Consider the following 18,533-nt stretch of genomic DNA (forward strand, 5'->3'; position numbering starts at 1 on the left):
CGAGGGCGTGCCGGAAGGTTACCGAGGGGGTGCAGTAGACCGACTAGTCCATTCCCGTACTACGGCTGGCTCGTCCACGCCGTTGCCCTCGCTGTGGCGAGGATCACCCTGCCCGCGCGTCAGCGGCAGCGGTCCGCGAGGTCGGCGAGCTCGCAGCGACGGAGCGCTCGACGCGCATCGCCCGCCCGTGGCCAGGCGTCAGTAGGACTGAAGGCGCGGCGTGCGCCCGGGCCGATGGGTCCGACTGCCGGCGCGGAGGTGGCGCCTCTCGACGCCTTCGTCGATGAACTGGAAGCCGCTGAGGGCGACGAGGGCGACGCCCACCGTCATCAGGACACCTACCGTGTAGCTGAGCACGCGCTCCCCCTCCGCCGAGGAACAACGGTACGGTCGGCCGATCGGTGTCCTCTCCTCCCACAACGAGTGACAGCGGGGGCGTCAGCATGCCCTTCTGGGTCGCGTCAGCGGCGGCGGTCGGCGAGGTCGGCGAGCTCGTAGCGACGGAGCGGCTCGACGCGCATGGCCTGGCGGCGGTAGGCGATCCGGAGCCCGCCCATGACGGCGAGCCCGGCGAGGCCGAGCGCCGCCCAGGCGAGCACCGCCGGCACGAGGTCGGCGGCGAGGTGGGCGGTTCCGCCGGAGGTGGCGAGCGCGCCGAGGGAGACGGCGGCGGCGAGCGCGGGAGCGCCGAACAGCCCGGCGGCGACGAGGGTGATGGCGGTGGCGGTCTTGAGCGTCATGAGGTTCCTGCTTCCGGGTCAGTGGGCGTCGGCGCCGGGTGCGACGACGGCGCGGGCGGTGCGCCAGAGGATGACGAGGTCGCCGATGAGCGACCAGTTCTCGACGTAGTAGAGGTCGAGGCGGATCGCGTCCTCCCAGGAGAGGGAGGAGCGGCCGCTGACCTGCCACAGCCCGCTCATGCCGGGCTTGAGGAGGAGCCGCCGCTCGGCCGCGGAGTCGTAGAGGGCGACCTCGTCCGCGATCTGCGGCCGCGGCCCGACGAGGCTCATGTCGCCGAGGACCACGTTGAGCAGCTGCGGCAGCTCGTCGAGCGAGTACTTGCGCAGGATGCGGCCGATGGGCGTGATGCGCGGGTCGTTGCGGATCTTGAACAGCGGGGTCGCGCCGTCGCCCTGCGCGGCGAGGAGCGCAGCGAGCTCCTGGTCGGCGCCGGGGCGCATGGACCGGAACTTGAGCATCCCGAACGGCCGGCCGCCGAGGCCGATCCGCTGCTGCCGGTAGAAGACGGGGCCGGGGCTGCTGAGTTTCACGAGCAGCGCGATGCTGAGCAGTACGGGCGCGAGGAAGAGCACGAGCGCGCCGGAGACGACGAGGTCGAATGCGCGCTTCTGGGCGACCTTGCTGCCCTCGAAGCGCGGGGTCTCGACGTGGATGAGCGGCAGCCCGGACACGGGCCGGGTGTGGATGCGCGGGCCGGCGATGTCGGTTAGGGCGGGCGCGACGACGAGGTGCTTCCGGCCGGGCTCGAGGCTCCAGCTGAGCTCCCGGAGCCGCGCGGGCGTCAGCTCGTTGGCGCCGGCGACGGCGACGGTGTCCGCGCCGGTGAGCGCCATGGCGGCGGGGATGTCGTCGAGGCTCGACCAGACGGGAGCGCCGCCGACCGGCAGGGTGGCCCGAGGCGAGCCGGGGATGACGGCGCCGACGACGGCGTAGCCGGCGTGCGGCTCGCGGGCGAGCTCGGCGGCGAGGTGGTCGACGGAGGAGGCGGAGCCGACGAGCAGCACCTGGAAGGCGTACTCCCCCGCCTTGCGGCGCGGCTTCAGCCACTGCCGCCACGTGGAGCGGCTCACGAGCAGCATCAGGACGCCGAGCGGCAGCGCGGTGAGGAAGTAGCCGCGCGTGATGTCGATGTCGAAGAGGTAGGCGGCGACGGCGAGCGCGCCGAAGAGGGCGAGGCTCGCGCCGATCACCCGCCGGTACTCGGTGAGCCCTGACCCCACCACCCGGGAGTCGCGCGACCCGGAGACGCGGAGGGCGAGCAGCCACAGCGCGCCGATCAGCACCGACACGACGAGGTACCAGTTGAGCGTCTGCGCGGTCGCGCCGAGTGGGGTCAGCTGCGGGCTGAGACCGAACCAGACGAGCTGGGTGCCGGCGACGGCCCAGGCCACGGCGAGCGTGTCGGTGACCATGAGCCGGTGGGCGTAGCGGACCCGCCAGTCGCGGCTGGCGGACGGGGCGTCCGACAGCGGGGCACGGCGGACGTCGGGGAGGGCATCGAGCACTGAGGGACCTTCTCGGGTAGAAGGCGCGGCGGGCGTCCTCCGTCAGGTTCTCGGAGTGCGGCCCGCTGCGATTCGGGTGGGGTAAGCGACCGGAGTTCGGGTTCCGGGAGCGATTTTCACGCTATCGGCGCCCACCGACATCGCCCGCTCCCCAGTTGGGGGGCCACTCCCGTGCGGCACCGCGTCGAACAGACCCCGGTCGTTGAGGAGGCTGCAAAGCGGCCGCCTCGAAACCACCCGTTATGCCTCGGAGCGAGGGCCCCGAGGAGGCGGCTTCAGACAGGCCGACGAGGTCAGGCGAAGACCGGCTCCGAAACCTCAGCGGGCACCTTGACGGAAGCCGTCGACTCCTCGGCCCGCGCAGCACGTCCCGCACGGCGCAGCACCACGAATCCGAAAGCCACCATGGCCACGAACGCAAGCCCACCCGCACTCGCCCAGGCCCACACCGCCGACTTCATCAACGCCGCGTCGGTCGAGCCGGACAGGGTCACGAGGGTGGCGATGACCGAAACGGCGACGAGCGCGAAGACGGCCAGGACAACGGTGTAGACGGAACGCGGCATGACTGTGGGGAGTCCGTTCGGGTAGAGGAGGGGAGGGTCTCAAACACCGGCGGTTGAGGGATAGCGAATCGAGCGTAGCGACGCAAAGCCCGAGGTGGGGGTTGTTTTGTTTTCCAAACTGTGTCTGACGGCGTGTCGCGGGCTTTTCGAAACCGCTCGCGACGAATCGCGTCTGCCTCCGGCGTGCTCGGTCACGTCAGCAGCGGCAGCACGAAGCTGACAACCCATGTTGCAATGGTGGTAACTGCCGCGATCACGAGGACGACGACGAGCGCCACCAACCATCGCGGCATTCCGCCCTCGCGTGGCGGCCTCGATTCACGGTCCTGGTCCTCCTCGACCATGCACGGAGCGTAGACCCGTGACCGTTCGCGTGAATCGTCCGCCAGCTACAGGGAACGCGGCCACAGGTGTGCGTAACCTTCGCCGACCAGCTCGAGGTGTTCGCCTCGTGCTCTCTGCGGCGATGAGCGACTACGGCCGCCCCATCCCCTTGTAGATCCAGCCGGCCGCGCGCCACTGCACAGGATCGAGCACATTGCGGCCGTCGATGATGATCTTGTCGCGCACAAGCTTCCCGACCTCGACGGGGTCGAGGTTCCGGTACTCCTTCCACTCCGTCACGAGCACGACGGCGTCCGCGTGGTTGAGCGCGTCCATGGTGTCGGTGGCGAAGCCGAGCTGCGGGTGCAGCCGGATGGAGTTGGGGATCGCCTCCGGGTCGGTGGCAATGACGTGCGCCCCGAGGCCGTTGAGCCGAACCGCCACATCGAGGGCGGGCGAGTCGCGGACGTCGTCGGAGTCGGGCTTGAAAGCGAGACCGAGGACGGCGACCTTCTTCTTGTAGACCTGCCCGCCGAGCGCCTCAATGACCATCTCGACCATCCGCTCGCGGCGGCGCATGTTGATCTTGTCGATCTCGAGCAGGAAGCGGATCGACTCGCCGCGGCCGAGCTCCTCGGCGCGCGCCGCGAAGCCTCGGATGTCCTTCGGCAGGCAGCCGCCGCCGAAGCCGACGCCGGCGTTGAGGAAGCGGCGGCCGATGCGAGCGTCGTAACCGATGGCGTCGGCGAGGGCGGTGACGTCCGCGCCGGCAACCTCGGCGATTTCCGCCATGGCGTTGATGAAGCTGATCTTGGTGGCGAGGAACGCGTTCGCCGACACCTTCACCAGCTCTGAGGTGGCGTAGTCGGTGGCGACGACGGGAGTGTCGTTGGAGAGGGCGGTGGCGTAGACCTCGTCGAGGAGCTGCTTCGCCTTCTTGCCCTTCTCTCCCGCTGGCAGGCCGTAGACGAGGCGGTCGGGGCTAATGGTGTCCTTGACCGCGAAGCCTTCGCGGAGGAACTCGGGATTCCACGCGAGCGTCGCCCCGCTGCCGGCCTCGATTTTCTCGGCGAGGCGCTCGGCGGTGCCGACGGGGACCGTGGACTTGCCGACGACGAGGTCGCTGACGCCGAGCTGTGGGATGAGCGCGTCGATTGCGGCGTCGACGTAGGTGAGGTCGGCGGCGTTCTCTCCCTTCTTCTGCGGGGTGCCGACGGCGACGAAGTGCACCTGGGCGCCCTTCGCGTCGGCGATGTTCGTCGAAAAGCTCAGCCGGCCGGAAGCCATGGCGGACTCGAGGATGTCGGTGAGGCCGGGCTCGAAGAACGGGGCCTGCGCGGCTTGAAGGGCCTGAATCTTGGCGGGGTCGACGTCGATGCCAGTGACTTCGTGGCCGAGCTCGGCCATGCTCGCCGCATGTACGGCGCCGAGGTAACCGCAGCCGATGACCGAGATTCTCATGGCGTCGGCTTTCCTTATCGGTGGGTCTCGAGGACGTGGAGCGGGCACTCTTTCTAGCAGGTGCCAGCTACTGGCGTAGCCCGAGGCCCAGTCCAGCGTCTGGATGGCTGAGTGTCCGGCAGTGGCGGAGTCAGCCGATCAGGCAGAAAGGCGCGAGTCACCGGAGGCCTGCGACCCGGTCGCGCGAGCGGTCTCCCCAGCTCGCTTACTCATGCGAATGACATTTGGCTCATCCAAAGACGAAGGGTCGGCAGCAGGCGCCGCGATACCTGTCGCAGGCGCCGCAGGACCCATCGCGAGAATCGCTCCTAAGAAGGCGCCAGCTGTGTCGGTAGCGATGTCGACGAACGAGGGGGTACGGCCCGGGAGAAACAGCTGCACGTACTCAATGGCGCAACTCGCAAGAAACCCCGCGAGTGCACCGGCCACCCAATGCCGAACAAGTCGCGCAACAACCGCCCCCACAGGAGCGAACAGCACGACGTTCGCAACGATATCCAGCACGTCGGCGAGTAGCTGCCCGTCACCGCCGAGATTCAGCTGAAGCAGCGACTCAAGCATCAGCGACTGCAACGAGATGGGCGAGAACACGAGAGTGGCGAAGAGGACAATGAAGCTGGCCAAGAGGATCCGTCGACGCATCTAGTCGAGGGTAGCCCAAGCCCTCTGCCGACATGGCGGGCCTGCCGGCGAGCCGCCGCTAGGGTGACTGAGTGAGGCTCGGTGGGCATCGGCACCAGCCCCAGTCGAAAGAGGCAGATCTATCCATGCGCATCCTCATGCTGTCCCACTCCCCCAACAACCCGAACGGCGGCGCCTCTCGTATCTTCCACATGCTGGCGGGCGAGTTCACCGCTCGTGGGCACGAGGTAATTTTGCTGCACCAGGAGGACATGCCCCTTCCGCGCGTCGACAAGGCGAAGCTCGCCGCCACACGACTCTGGATGCCGCAGAGCCTCAGCCGCGCGGGCATGCGAAGTGATCCGCGCTCGTTCGACGTCATTCTCTCGGCGTCGGGCATGGCCTACCCGCTGTTCAAGGCGCTTCGACGAAGCGGCCCCCGACCCGCTCTCATCAACCTGGTACACGGTCTTTCAGTCTTCGATCACACTGCGTCGGCTGCGGAGTCAACGCTGCGGCACTGGCGAACCTCGCTTCCCTACAAAGCGTTCACCGGCCCTCTGCCCGTGCGATGGGATCGGGAAGGGATCAGGTCTGCGGATCGAACTATCGTGCAGAACCTGCGGGATCTTTCGGAGGCTCGCGATATCCGCGGGTCGGACGACGCCGTGACCATGATCCCCGCGGCGGTTCATCCGGACCTCCTGGCACTCAGCTCGATCGTGCCTCCTCAGCGCGAACGGATCCCAGGACAGATGCTGTGGTTCGGCACATGGGAAGCCCGTAAAGGCACCCATCATCTTCCGCGTGCGCTCCGCGAAATCAGGCGCCGCCGACCGGAGGCGCGACTCGTCCTAGGCGGCACCGGCCGTACTACTGAAGAGATCCGACCGCTCTTCGCCAAGGAGGACCAACCTGCACTAGACGTGCTGCCACGCATCAGTGTCGAGGAACAAGCTCGCATCTTCCGCGAGTCGTCAATCTTCCTGTTCCCGTCACTCTCGGAAGGTTTCGGCCTGGCACTGCTCGAGGCTATGTCGTTCGGTCTCGCCGCGATTACGACACATACTGGCTTCGGCGCCGATTTCCTGAGGGACGGCATCGACGCCAGAGTGGTGTACCCGTCAGGAGAGCATCTGGCTCTCGCAGCAACGAGCCTCCTAGAACATGACGATGAGCGGGCAGCAATCGCTGACACGGGAAGAACGCTGGCCCGTTCCTTCACCGTCGAAAGGATGGCAGCGGCCTACGAGTCGGCGTTTGAAGAAGTTGTCGCTGGGCTCAAGCGGTGACGTGGAGCGGACTAATCAGCGGAGACGGCGCATGAAGGGATCTGGTTCACCGCGCACGGACGCATCGGAGGCGAGGACTATTGCCCCCGCACGGAAGCCGCCTACGATCACCGCAGTAGTTGTCAACTACAACTACGCACAGTACGTGGCGGGCGCGATCAGTAGCGTCCTGCACCAGTCGATGCCGTTCGACCAGGTGATCGTCGTCGACGACGGTTCTACCGACGGCTCGATGGAAGTGATCCGCTCGGCGGGCACGAGCGTCACAGTGGTCGAGAAGCCGAACGGCGGCCCGCTCAGCGCGGTATGGGCCGCCCTGCCGGCCACCGATTCGGACTACATCTACGTCCTCGATGCGGACGACCTCGCTGGCTCCAACCTCGTGGCCACAGTGACGGAGTCCCTGGGGACCCGGCCGGTCAAGGTGCAGTTTCAACTCCAAGCGATGAACTCCGAAGGCGACCGGACGGAAAGCGTCTTTCCGTCGTATGCGAGCGGATACGGCGCCCCACGCATGATCGACGACAATCGGCGCCTGGGCTTTTATGTATGCGCCCCGACGTCGGGCAACGTGTTCCGGCGAGATTTCCTGGCAGATTTGCTGGGTACTAGCGAGCTCGATGAGCGAGGTGCATTCGACGGCGTTCCCGCACAGCTTGCTCCATACTTCGGCCAGGTCGTCTCATTGAACACACCTCTAGCGATGTATCGTGTGCACGACCACAGCCTGTCGCAGTACGGTCACCCAACCCCAGAGCTGCTTCATCGGGAGCTGAATCGGTATCAGCAGCGCTGGGCACAGGTGGTAAGAGTGCTAGCCCTCAAGGGGATCGCATATACCGACCCGAGGGTTTCGGCGTACGTGCTCGAGCGGGAGATCATGGCCGCCACCCTGGACGGCAGGCGGCCGCCGCTGCGCAAGACGCTCACCTATGCGTCGAGGTTGGCCTCTTCAGGCCTACCTCTCAAGCAGCGGGCGTTGTTGCCATTGTGGGCCCTCGCGGTCGTCCTTCTTCCGAACACCACCGGGCAGGCACTCGTGCTTGCGAGGAGATCTCCTCGCAAGCGTGGCTTAGTGCTCCGCTGGGTTGCGGCGATGGGGCGGGCCCGCAGGCGGGAACACTAAGCGGCGGCGGTCATCCCGACGCTCTCGCTTGCAGCCTCGCAAGCGAGAGCGGCGTGTCGGCCAAGGTCTGGCCTACGCCCCCGTCGCGCAGATTGAAGTAGACGACATATTCAGCGTCGTTCTCCGCGGCCCAGTCGAAAACCTGGTCGATATAGTTCGGGAAGTCACCCAAGCCGTGGCTGTTGACGTCTCCGTCCCTCCCGACCTGCCAGTTGCCCCACTCCCCCAGCGCAACCGGCTTGCCCTGTTCTTTCGCGAATGCAGCGATGGAGTCGAGGTACGTCTGAACGGTCTGAGTGAGCACGGCTGCAGTGGGCGCGCTCGAGCCCCACTTCGAAGCGTAGGCGTCGATAGCTATGACATCCACATTCGTTGAGTTCGGGTAGAAGGCCCGATAATCGGCTCCGTCGGAGATCGGTGAGAAGACCACTTTGAGCGTCTTGGACGGCGCTGCGGCCGCGAACCCGGAACGAATGAGCGGCACGGCGCGATCCCACGCCGCCTTGAATTTGGCTCGATCAAGGGAGTTGGCGGGATAGGGAGACATGTTCATCTCCCAGTAGAGGCGGGCGTAAACCGTGGCTGGCCCCAGCTTCCCGAGCGATGCACCCATGGACTCATAGTCATCATCGTGCAGGCCCGTAATCGCCTCGTCGAGTAGCTGGTTCAACGGCTGGCCCGAATCATGTGGAATCAGCGGGACCCCGATGTCGGCGGCACGATCAGGGTGCGCCGCAACAAACGCGGTGAACCCAGTGTTGGCGTACAGCCAATAGCCTCGCGCCATGCCAGCCCAAGAATCACGCGCCATCCACGTGCCGAAGACCTGATTCTCGAGCCCCGGAATGGCGCCACCCGACCAGCCGACGAGAGTGCTGATACCGGTGCGGGCATTGGGGTCGGCCTTGTCAGCCGGCCCACACACGTACCCCGCTTCCCCTGCCGGGATGGCTTCTTCGCCGGCGACGCAGTCAATCGCCGCCCACTCCGGCGGCGGCGGCTCCTCCTCGGAGGCGCCGTCGTAGTTCGATTGCGATGACGAGGGATCTGCCGGAGGGGTCGCGTAGGGACTCGAAGGCGCGCTAGTCACCGTATAGTCATCGCGAACGATTGCCGGAAGCGCAGCAGCGGAGGCCACGGTCTGCGCCTGCGCGGCGTGTCCGAAATCCGCTAGAGCTCGGTAGTCCCCGGGCGCGCCCGCGAGAACCGCGACTGTGACCGATGCAGTCGTGAACATACCCATGACGCTTTCCAGCGTGGAAGCACGCGACCGCAAGCTCACAACATCCCCCGATACTTCCCGCACGGACGTGCGGCGCACCACTTCCCCCGAAGTGACTCACCCTCCTCCTACTCGAGAGAGGTGAGGCTTATACGGTCGCACTGCTCCCTTCCCCTCCCAAGCCCCCGTTCGGGGTCGAGACCCTGGTCCGGGCCCTGCCCTTATGCGCCGTTCTTGGTGAGACCGTACGGTTATGCAATGGCGACGAATCGGTCCCTTCCGACCACCCCCTCCGCGGCGCTCCTAGGAGCAGCCGTCGGATTTGCTGTTCTCGCGGTTACGGCTGCGGTGTGCGGCCTGGCATCCGTGGGGTCCATCGCCCTGATACTCGTGGCGGCGATCCTGGCCACCTCAATCGCTGGGGGTTTGCTGGCGTCCATCGGACCGGAGGGCACTCGGGACGCCGACGTCGGTAGACAGCGCCGGCGCCGGCACGCACTCGAACACCGAGGTCGGGTGGGCCGACCGCGCTGACGAAAGCCAGCGTTGGCTCAGTTTCCGGCCCGTACCAGGAGCCTCTGCAGCGACGCGGGAGTTTCGGCGAGGCTTTGCCCCACCCCTCCGTCGGCCAGATTGAAGTAGACCACGTAAGCCGCATCATTCTTCTCGGCCCAGTCGAATACCTGATCTATGTACGCGGGGAAATCGCCTCGCCCGTGGTTGTTGGTTGAGCCCTGAGCTCCGGTTTGCCAGTTCGCCCATTCGCCCAGAGCGACGGGCTTACCCTTCTCCTTCGCGAAGGCAGCGATTGAGTCGAGGTAAAGCTGAACCGACGCCGTCAGTACGGCGGCGGTCGGCGTCTTGGCGCCCCACTTCGCGGCATAGACATCCATCGCTATGACGTCGACGTTGGAAGAGCTCGGGTAGAAGGCACTGTAATCCGCTCCGTCCGAGATAGGGCAGAATACGACCTTCAGATCCTTGCTCGGCGCGGTCGCAGCGAAGCCTTCTCGGATTAGTGGCACCGCTCGGTCCCAAGCCGCCTTGAACTTACTCCGATCGAGGGACTTCGCTGGTTGGGGCGACATATTCATCTCCCAGTAAAGCCGGGCGTAGAGGGTCTCAGGCGCGCCCTTCGCCAGCGAAGCTCCCATTGCCCTGTACTCGCTGTCGCGCTTCCCCGCGATCGCTTCGTCCAGCAACTGGTTGAGGGGCACGCCCGAGTCGTGGGGAATGAGAGGCACTCCGATGTCTGCGGCGCGATCGGGGTGGGCTGCTACGAACGCGGTGTAGCCGGCGTTGGCTGACAACCATTGACCAGCCGCCATGCCAGCCCACGAATCGCGAGCCATCCAGGTCCCGAAGATCTGGTTATCCAAGCCCGCGATCTTCGCTCCCGACCAGCCGACCAGAGTCGTCGCCGAGGAGTCCACGCCAGCGGGCACAGCCTCGGAGCCCGCGAGTGCCTGAATGTCAGGCTGGTCGGGTGTACTGACTGTCAGGTGGGGACACTTGTTCAGGGCCGCCTGCACCGCCTCTTTCTCGCCTGCATTGACTGCGAGGCCCCACCTCGACTTCACACCCACCCACGCAGCGACGTAGGCGCAACGCTGCCCGGCGGAGGGGAGCCAAGTCTCGGGACCCTTCGCACCCCGGGCGGTACTCGAAGTTCGACTCACGACGTTTAGAGACCACTCGTAACCAACATCGTTCACGTAAGCGAGGCGCCGATCCGCTGACCAAGATGAGGCACCCGACTCCCACGCTTCTGAGATCGTCACCAGTAAGTCAGTTCGCACGCCGGACGGCGCGGTGAAGATGCTGTCGTCGTAGAACGAGCGCCACTTCCCGGCCACCGAGCACTTGACGCCCACGACTTCTGTGATCAGCGATTCGGCGCGCAGCACCTCCTTGCCGGTCTCGCACCCGTCCAAGTCCGCGTCGATGCGGGAGCCGAACGCACTCGCGGTGAAGCCCCCCGCGTCCTCGGGTTGCACCGGCAGTTTCGATAACAGCGAGTTGACCGAGGACGTGGCGGATGGAGCTGGCGCCGAGTCAGCACACGCGAACAGGCTCGCTCCAACGCACACCACGGCAAGCAACGCTCCCGCGGGTCGCAGGACGTGTCGCGCCTTGCCGATGTCGGCCACGGCGCCGGGACTCAGTCGCTGGTACGCCACAAGTGTCTCCTGGAGTCGGTCGAGCATATGGACGAGAACACAATGGAGGACGAGCGACTAAGCGTGTTCACATGGCGTTACGTCCGCGGCGTCGCCCCGCGGGCACGCGCGAGATTTGCCGCCCACCGCAGGAGGGGTCCTCGTCGCGCCGGAGACCTCCGGGACAGCGCCAGCGTTTCGGCCTTCCGTTTGGGCAGCACGACGAGGCCGAAAGCCCACCCGCAGAGAAGGACCTTCTGCGATCGAGGTAGAGAAGACCGTCTCACCAGTCTCGCGAACGCAAGCGCGGGCGCGGCTGATGGCCGTCGCCCGTCCAGCACGTCACTCATCAGTCGGCGTTCGAGCGTGTAGGCAGTAGTGCCGTACCTCGGCGCGGGGACCCCCTCTTCGGCAAGGACCGCGCGAACCTCTTCCCAGCGGCGCCCGTATTCGCGCAATTCTCGGTCGAGCAGTTCTGTAGTCGGCTGCCCCCACTGGGAATCGCTACGCCCGTGAACGCGGTATTGCGCCAGTGGCTCATTCAGAGAGGTCACGCTCCCGAAGTACGGTGCGAGCTGAGCCGGCACGCCGTCCACGAAGGCGCCCTTCTCCTGGAGATGTCCGGTTCCGGCCAGACGCGCGAGGTACTCCGTCCGGAACACGTTGCCGGAGGTCGGCGCGCAGAGGTAGAAACCGAGCACCCGGTTATCGTCGATCATCTGGTCCGAGGTATAAGAAGCAGGGTAAGACGGAAATACACTCTCGGTCGCGGCACCCGCCTCGGTGACGGCTTGGAGCTGAAACTGGAGCTTCACCGGCCGGCTTTCCAACTGGGGGCGGATCGTCTCCACCAGGCGAGCGCCTGCCCGATCGTCGGAGTCGAGCACGTAGGTGTATTCCGACGTTGCCGCGGCAACTCCCGCCCAAACCGCGCTGAGTTGGCCTCCATTGGTCTTCGCCACGATCTTGACAGCGGGAGCAAACTGTTCGATCACACGTAGGGACTCATCGGTGGAACCGTCGTCGACGACGATCACCTCATCGAACGGCACTGTCTGTTTCAGGACGCTGTTCACAGCATCCGCGACGTAGTCGGCGTAGTTGTAGTTCACGATGACGGCCGCGATCGTGCTCACTTCCGCGCACTCCCCCGTCGACACGTCCGCCCGTGCGGCGGGCCAGCCGAACGGCCGGTCCCACGATCAACCCTAGCTACCAGCGGGAAGCACTTGGAACGCAACGAGTAGCCGAAACCGATGCGCGCCGGCGGCTGCGAGTCGCCGGGACGCGAGGAACCGGATGGCATAGTAGCCCCATGACCGGGGGCGGAATGTTGCGGTATGGCAAGATGGGGCCAAGCGTGCTTCGTGGGTACGTCCATGCCCTCGCCAGGACGATTCACGCCCATACGCCCGTACGCATCGAGCGTGGCGTCCGGTTCGTCAACATCGAGCACGGAAGCGTGACTCTCGGGCGGAAGGTCCATCTTTACGAGGGTGTGCGCATCGACCTGCACTCCCGCGCCGCCCGAGTTTCCATCGGCGCGCTCACCTTCATCAACCGACGAAGCGAGATCATCGCAGTCGACTCCGTGTCGATTGGTGAGCGGTGCGCGATCAGCTGGGACGTATCCATCACAGACACCGACGGCCATCAGCTCTCCCATGTCGACACTTCGACCGCTCCCGTGACGATCGGGAACCACGTATGGATCGGTGCGCGGGCCACGATCCTTAAGGGGGTCACAATCGGAGACGGTGCGGTCATCGCGGCCGGCTCTATAGTGACCCGGGACGTCCCTGCCCACACGCTCGTTGCGGGCGCTCCCGCCAAGGTCGTGCGCACGGATGTCGCCTGGACCTAGGCGGGCAACTCACCGAGCAGGCTTCTTCCACTGGACGGCACGGTCGCGTCGGGCGAAGCGAGCCATGCCCCCGAAAGCGACCGCCTGCAGAAACATCACCTGCGAAGGAATGTGGGCAATCCGAGGGACGCGGATTCCTGCCAGTTCGGCTCCAAGGCTTGCCCCCGCTAGCACGTGCCCCGTCAGGAAGAGAGCGGCCAGCTTGCTCTTGGGGGCAGCCGCCACGGCAACGGCGAGCAGCGCCGCGTGGCTCAACGGCCCTAGCGTGGATCGCCAAAGCTTGTGCCCCCAAAGGCTCGCGCTGAGAGATCCGTAGCGCGGCAGAAGCAGTCGCCGTTTCACCCAGATGACCCAGAGGGCGCTGCCGAGTACGCGTGTCCGACGCTCCCACGACTGCTTCAAGCTTCCGATCGACTCTTCCCGGACGATCGCCATCGGCTCGTAGCCCACCCGATACCCCTGCTCCGCAATGTCGAGAGAGATCCAGAAGTCGTCGCACGAGATGTCTGCCGGAATCGGGCGCCAAGCAGAGCGGCGCACCGCGCACAGCGCGCCGTCCATGTTCGTGCTGCCGAATAGCGATTCATTCCGCTTGAGCCATGACGAGAACTTCCAGTAGCTGAGCTCGCCGCCCGTACCTTCTAGCTTCTCCCCTGCCACGGCGCCGTAGGCAGAGTCCCCGAGTCGACGCGTTAGGAGTTGGATCGCGCCTGCCTCGAGCATCGCGTTGGCGTCGGTGAGGACCACCCATTCGTGTCGTGCCGCCGCAAGGCCTGCGTTCAGGGCCTGGGATTTGCCGCCCCGGCTCGGTAGCGCCAGCACTTCCGCCCCCGCAGCTTCCGCGGCTCGCGCGGTCTCCGGGTCGCCGTCAGCAACGACAAGTATCTGCACTTCGCCCAGGTAGCCGTTCGTCTCGATGTTGCGGACCTTCTCGCCGATCACTCCGCTCTCGAGGTAGGCCGGCACGATGACCGTTACGCCGGGCCAATGCTGCACGGCCGGTACGTCACGGGTTCGCTTCGAGAGGCTTGCGGCGAGGGTGAGGACCACCGGGTACAGGAAATGTCCCGCCCCCGCGGAAACGGCGAGCGCCGCAATGATGCCCTTCTTCATCGGTCCAGCCTTTCGGAGGTCGCTGACTTCACGGCGGCGATCAGCGGTGCTACGGCTGCGGACCAGGAATGATCTTGCTCGACAGCCTGTGCACCAGAGGTGCCGAGGCGTTGCGCACGGGCGGGATCGTTGAGGAGCGCGACGATCTCGGAAGCCATCATCCCGGGCTCGTCAGCCAGGATGACCCCTCGTCCGACCAGGTCCTCGAGGCCTTCCGCGCCGACTGTCGTTGCCACTACCGGGCGGCCGTACGACAACGACTCGAGGATCTTCAATCGGGAACCTCCGCCGGCGAGAAGAGGAGCCACGGTCACAGCGGTCCGTTCGTACCACGGGGCGAGTGAATCCACTGTTCCGGTCACAACGATCGAATCAGACGCAAGCGCCCTCACGTCGGGATGAGGATCTCGACCCACGAGCTGCAACTTCGCTCCGGGTATCGCATCGATCACACACGGCCAGACTCGGCCACAGAACCACTTCACCGCGTCGACGTTCGGCGCCCAGGACAAAAGCGCGACGAAGCTGACGACGGGCGACTCGACGGCCGGCAAGGGCGTCGTCGCGTCCCAGGCGTTGGGTACCACGACAACTTCGACTGCGCCCCCATGTTGGGCGAGCGCCACGCGATCAGCTTCGCTGACAACCGCTACGAGGTCGACGTCGGAGACGCGGCGCTCGAGACGCCTCAGCGCGCGTGCCTCTAAGCCATAGATCCAGCGCCAGAGTCCCCTGCGGGTCTCGCTCATTCGCTTGGCAAGCAAGGACTCCACGTTGTGCATGTCTATGACACGCACGGAGGACGACTCTGCCGAGGCGAGAGTTCTCAACTGCACGTGCTCGACGACGGTGACGTCGATCGAGTCAGCCCGAGCCACCTCTGAAACCAGTCCCGCGAGGTCCCGATCCCAGAAGCGGGACGCGGTGATGGATCGCGTTCGAAGAAGCCCGCGAGCGGTCTTCAGGGCGGTTCGCCGGAGCGGCACCGTGCGCACGTCGAAGCCCTCAGCCCGCAGCGGCGCGGCGTCCTCATACTCGGACTCAAAGGCCGCGATCGTCACAGTCCCGAGCGCCAGAAAGGCGCGCGCGACAGCGAGGGTACGGCGCTTCTCCCCGCTGTTGGGGGGCCACGGCACGAACTTGGCGATGAGCAATGTGCGAATGGGGCGCTCCTTCTTGGATCAACGAGGCGGCACCATCGCACACCAGAGTCGCAAAGGAGCCTACCGGCGGGCGCGGCTTCTCGCGTCGGCCGATGCGATGAGCGGCAATCGCGTTGCGGTGGTGACTTCGGCTGTGGAACGAGATTAGGGCTGGCTCCGGGGTCTCGAGCTCGCGACGAAAAGATCGTGCGGGAAGGCATTCATCAGGGGATCCGGCTTCCACGCTTCCAGAGAGCTCTCAACACCCGATGACAGGAGCGCTTGTGCGCGAGCAAGGTCGCCTGCGCGTGGCATAGAGTCTCGCCCGGTACCGAGGACGTAATCCTCGTACTTAAGGGGGTTCTCCTGCGAAGCAGGCAGCAGGACTGCCGGAATTCCCAAGGCTTCGGCGATGATCACCCCATGAAGGGAGGAGGCAACGACTGCTTCGCTTTGCGCGATAGCGCGCACAACGGTGAGCACCCGCCACCGCGGATCGACAAAGCCCGGATGGGTCCGATACCTGTCGATGTCGTGCAGGTTTGGCACCACCGCGAGCGAGCGTCGCTTGACGTCGCGCCATCTCAGGACCTCAGGGAAAAGCCGGGGGAACAACAGCGCCGGGTCCCCGTAGATCGGCGGCGCGTCGATGCGCTTGTGCTTCCAGAGCCAATCTCGGGTGCGGGGTCCGCGGACCGCCCTCACGTCAAGGCTGGTAGCTCGATGCGCGGGCGGCGCCTCCTTTCCGTTCACTCCTGTCCCCCAGATGGTGTCTCCATCCCGGGCGAAATGCATGATCGACCCCACGCTCAGAAGGCGCGGCGCACGACTCTTCAAGAGGGGTACAACCGGGAGCACCACGCGTGCGCCGCGTGCACGCGCGACGATCGCCGGGCCCAGTAGATCGCCGAAGTTTCCGACAGGAGGGCCGATGGGAAGCTCGTTGAGTAGCGGCAGGGAATTACGCCGCGGATTCCAATGCACCACCCGGACACCCCGAATGCTGACCTGGGTCACGACCTTCTTCCCAACACACGCACAATCTGCAGGCAATCGATCCTGACTGCCCGCACGGTGAGTGCCAACAACCCGTACACCAGGAGCGCGGCGGTCCCGCTGAGAATCAGAGTGAGCCACGGTGGCAGCCCCGGGCCGGCAAGGGTGACAACCAGATAAACCGCAGCCATCGCTGTGACATGGCAGAGGAGTGGCCTGAGTACTACCCGCATCAGCCTGGCGACGGACACACCGGTCCTTCTCATCGGTCCGACAGAAAGCACCAGCCAATTCACCGCCAAGCCAGCCGCAACCGCAACCGCAACCCCGTACGCGCCAAAGTGCACGCCAATGAGGATCATTGCCACCATCAGCGACCGCGTCACAAGCGCGTACCTCAACTGGAGCCCTGTCAACGCCTTCGACAAGAACACCCAATAGTAGACGTACCCCATTGTCTGAAAGAAGCCGCCCACGGCGAGGATCGAAAAGATCCCGGCGCTTGGCGCCCAGGTCGTGCCAAGTGCAGTGATTACCAGTGGTTCCGCCGCAACCGACGCGAGCAGGAACACGGAACCTGCCACGTAGGCGATCACCAGCTGCAGTTGCTCCACCGCCCGGGCGTACGGCTCGGCGTTCGACTGCAAACTCGACAGCTTCGGAAGCACAACACGCGTAAGGGGACTGAGAAGTAGTGTGACGGGGAGCTTGAACAGCTGATAGGCGCGGTCGTAATAGCCCAAGGTCGCTGGACCCCACACTCGGCCGAGAGCCACGGAATCCACGTTGGCCGATGCGTAGTTGACGGCCTGCACTCCGAGCGTGTTGAACCCGAAGCCCACCAATGACCGCATCTTGGCACGGCGTGGGAGCCCTGGTCTCCAACGAACCCCGTTCGCCACAACCACGAGGGTTAGGGTTGCGACGGCGAGCTGCTGCGCGACGAGACTCCACACACCAAATCCCCCGAAGGCGAGGGCGATCGCCACACCCGCCCCACCCACCTGCGCTACGACGTCGGCGAGAGCCAAAGCACCGAAGAGCGACTGCCGGGACGCCTCCGCGGAGAACTGGGCCGTGATCGCTTGCAGAACGATCGCCACGGCCGACACTTGAACCACAGGTGTCAGCAGGGGAAGACCGTAGAAATGAGCGATCAGGGGAGCACTGAAAACGAGAATCGCACTAGCCACAAGACCCGCGGCGAGATTGATCCAGAACACGTTGGCGCGCTGTTGGGACGAGATCACCTGAGCCTGAATCGTGGCTGTTGAGAATCCCATGTCGACCAGCAACAACGCGATACCCGTGACCGCGATCACCATTCCATAGCTCCCGAACTCGGATGGCGAAAGCAGCCGCGCGAGCAGAACCGTAGTCGCGAGTTGCACCGCGAACCGAATCCACTGGCCAGTAAGAGTTATGCGGGCACCGCGGGCAAACGAGTTAGACAACCTCATCGGCACCCGCTCTCACCGGATCCTCGATCGGAGGGCGAGAATCGCCGCCACTCCACGCCGCCAGCCAGGAAGACGGCCGAGTCATGTCAGCATCGACACGGACCGTCGCCATGGGCGCCATCGCTTCATTCCCGCAGCAACCTGATTCGTCGTAACGGACGGAATCAGCTGCACCCAAAAGAACGTGAATAGGACTCCAACGGTCAACAGAAGCGACGCGTTGACAAAGACGTAGGCGACCACGAGTCCGATCATCCACATCCGTGAACTCAGTCCCAGGGCCAGCAGGGTCACGATGGCGCCCGCAATAGCGATCACGCCGATCACGCCGTATTCGTAGAGCACTTTGGGAAGCAACGGCTGAGTCAGGCCACCAAGGCCTGCCCGCGAGTAGTACTCGTCTGCGCGCCCGGCTCCGTGCCCGAAGAGAGTTTGAAACGGCGTGTCCAGTGAGGCGGGAAGGAGAGTGCCGTAGGGCTGGATGAATCGGAAGCTCGCGCTCGACTGCTCCGACCCGGCTTCTCTGGTCCGCCCGAGGTAGAGGGATCCCAACGGGGTGGCAGCTGCGCCGAGAATCGCGAGGCCGATTCCGGGGAGGAGGTTGAGGGTGTTCCGGCGTTGTGCGGTGAGGAGGAGGATCAGGATGCCGGGCAGGAGGACGACGATGCCGTTGCCGGCGAGGGTGGGGACCATGCCGGCCAGGAGGATGGTGCTCCAGATCCAGTTCATTCCGACCCAGAGCGAGATCAGCACCGCCAAGCCCAGGAACAGCGACAGGAACGACGGCTCCAAAAAGAGCACCCCATTCGACCGCCGCAAAGGCACGCCGAATGTCACAGGCGCGTTGGGGATGAAGCCTTGGAGGACGAAGCCGGGCGGGACCGTGTCGGCGATGTAGTCGGTGTTGGGCACTCCGACGTACTGCAACCCGAACTGAGCCA

17 protein-coding genes and 1 pseudogene are annotated in these 18,533 nt (G+C 65.5%); 3 read left to right on the forward strand and 15 right to left on the reverse strand.

The features are described from left to right. Positions 1–198 precede the first annotated feature (198 nt). The 7 genes from J3P36_RS07150 to J3P36_RS07180 all read right to left on the reverse strand — a co-directional run bounded on the left by J3P36_RS07150 (position 199) and on the right by J3P36_RS07180 (position 5,239). Entirely contained in the window at positions 199–357 is a 159-nt protein-coding gene (locus J3P36_RS07150) for a hypothetical protein (protein WP_210506502.1), read from the reverse strand. Positions 358–461: 104 nt separating this feature from the next. Beyond that, positions 462–740: a hypothetical protein gene (locus J3P36_RS07155; RefSeq protein ID WP_210506503.1), complete on the reverse strand. Its 279-nt coding sequence runs from the start codon at positions 738–740 to the stop codon at positions 462–464. Between the two features lie 18 nt (positions 741–758). Continuing rightward, complete coding sequence (locus J3P36_RS07160) at positions 759–2,246, reverse strand: sugar transferase (protein WP_307806979.1); 1,488 nt, start codon at positions 2,244–2,246, stop codon at positions 759–761. A 293-nt stretch (positions 2,247–2,539) separates the two neighbouring features. Continuing rightward, the gene (locus J3P36_RS07165; protein WP_210506504.1) at positions 2,540–2,812 is read right to left on the reverse strand and encodes a hypothetical protein; all 273 of its coding nucleotides are present in this window, start codon (positions 2,810–2,812) and stop codon (positions 2,540–2,542) included. A 191-nt stretch (positions 2,813–3,003) separates the two neighbouring features. Continuing rightward, positions 3,004–3,156 carry a hypothetical protein gene (locus tag J3P36_RS07170; protein ID WP_210506505.1) on the reverse strand — a complete coding sequence of 51 codons (153 nt, stop codon included), beginning with the start codon at positions 3,154–3,156 and terminating at the stop codon, positions 3,004–3,006. Positions 3,157–3,286: 130 nt separating this feature from the next. After that, the gene (locus tag J3P36_RS07175) at positions 3,287–4,597 is read right to left on the reverse strand and encodes a UDP-glucose/GDP-mannose dehydrogenase family protein (RefSeq protein WP_210506506.1); all 1,311 of its coding nucleotides are present in this window, start codon (positions 4,595–4,597) and stop codon (positions 3,287–3,289) included. A 138-nt stretch (positions 4,598–4,735) separates the two neighbouring features. Next, the gene (locus J3P36_RS07180) at positions 4,736–5,239 is read right to left on the reverse strand and encodes a VanZ family protein (protein WP_210506507.1); all 504 of its coding nucleotides are present in this window, start codon (positions 5,237–5,239) and stop codon (positions 4,736–4,738) included. A gap of 125 nt (positions 5,240–5,364) precedes the next feature. Between J3P36_RS07180 and J3P36_RS07185 the strand changes: the two genes are divergently transcribed. Both J3P36_RS07185 and J3P36_RS07190 read left to right on the forward strand, forming a co-directional pair. Beyond that, positions 5,365–6,510, forward strand: coding sequence for a glycosyltransferase family 4 protein (locus J3P36_RS07185; protein ID WP_210506508.1), 1,146 nt, complete (start codon positions 5,365–5,367; stop codon positions 6,508–6,510). Positions 6,511–6,541: 31 nt separating this feature from the next. Then, positions 6,542–7,636: a glycosyltransferase family 2 protein gene (locus J3P36_RS07190; RefSeq protein ID WP_210506509.1), complete on the forward strand. Its 1,095-nt coding sequence runs from the start codon at positions 6,542–6,544 to the stop codon at positions 7,634–7,636. A 10-nt stretch (positions 7,637–7,646) separates the two neighbouring features. Here J3P36_RS07190 and J3P36_RS07195 read toward each other — a convergent pair whose 3' ends face one another. From J3P36_RS07195 to J3P36_RS07205, 3 genes are all read right to left on the reverse strand, one after another. After that, positions 7,647–8,873: a hypothetical protein gene (locus J3P36_RS07195; RefSeq protein ID WP_210506510.1), complete on the reverse strand. Its 1,227-nt coding sequence runs from the start codon at positions 8,871–8,873 to the stop codon at positions 7,647–7,649. 536 nt (positions 8,874–9,409) lie between these two features. Next, on the reverse strand, positions 9,410–11,065 hold the full coding sequence (locus J3P36_RS07200; RefSeq protein WP_210506511.1) for a hypothetical protein: 1,656 nt from the start codon (positions 11,063–11,065) through the stop codon (positions 9,410–9,412). Between the two features lie 50 nt (positions 11,066–11,115). After that, complete coding sequence (locus tag J3P36_RS07205; RefSeq protein WP_210506512.1) at positions 11,116–12,153, reverse strand: glycosyltransferase family 2 protein; 1,038 nt, start codon at positions 12,151–12,153, stop codon at positions 11,116–11,118. Positions 12,154–12,332: 179 nt separating this feature from the next. Between J3P36_RS07205 and J3P36_RS16560 the strand changes: the two genes are divergently transcribed. Further along, positions 12,333–12,881, forward strand: a complete 549-nt coding sequence (locus J3P36_RS16560) for an acyltransferase (RefSeq protein ID WP_282595086.1) — start codon at positions 12,333–12,335, stop codon at positions 12,879–12,881. A gap of 9 nt (positions 12,882–12,890) precedes the next feature. Here the strand turns inward: J3P36_RS16560 and J3P36_RS07215 are convergent, their stop codons facing one another. The 5 genes and pseudogenes from J3P36_RS07215 to J3P36_RS07235 form a co-directional block, all read right to left on the reverse strand. Beyond that, the gene (locus J3P36_RS07215) at positions 12,891–13,994 is read right to left on the reverse strand and encodes a glycosyltransferase (protein ID WP_210506513.1); all 1,104 of its coding nucleotides are present in this window, start codon (positions 13,992–13,994) and stop codon (positions 12,891–12,893) included. Continuing rightward, positions 13,991–15,148, reverse strand: coding sequence for a glycosyltransferase family 4 protein (locus J3P36_RS07220; RefSeq protein ID WP_210506514.1), 1,158 nt, complete (start codon positions 15,146–15,148; stop codon positions 13,991–13,993). The genes J3P36_RS07215 and J3P36_RS07220 overlap by 4 nt, the downstream gene beginning before the upstream one ends. Before the next feature lie 153 nt (positions 15,149–15,301). Continuing rightward, a complete protein-coding gene (locus J3P36_RS07225; protein ID WP_307806980.1) occupies positions 15,302–16,153 on the reverse strand; it encodes a polysaccharide pyruvyl transferase family protein in 852 nt (283 codons plus the stop codon). Beyond that, positions 16,150–17,592, reverse strand: a complete 1,443-nt coding sequence (locus J3P36_RS07230; protein ID WP_246854162.1) for a lipopolysaccharide biosynthesis protein — start codon at positions 17,590–17,592, stop codon at positions 16,150–16,152. Before J3P36_RS07230 ends, J3P36_RS07225 begins: the two co-directional genes overlap by 4 nt. 81 nt (positions 17,593–17,673) lie before the next feature. After that, positions 17,674–18,533, reverse strand: a pseudogene (locus tag J3P36_RS07235) (hypothetical protein); the annotation flags it as partial.

Source organism: Naasia sp. SYSU D00057 (genome assembly GCF_017916505.1).
GTDB lineage: Bacteria > Actinomycetota > Actinomycetes > Actinomycetales > Microbacteriaceae > Naasia.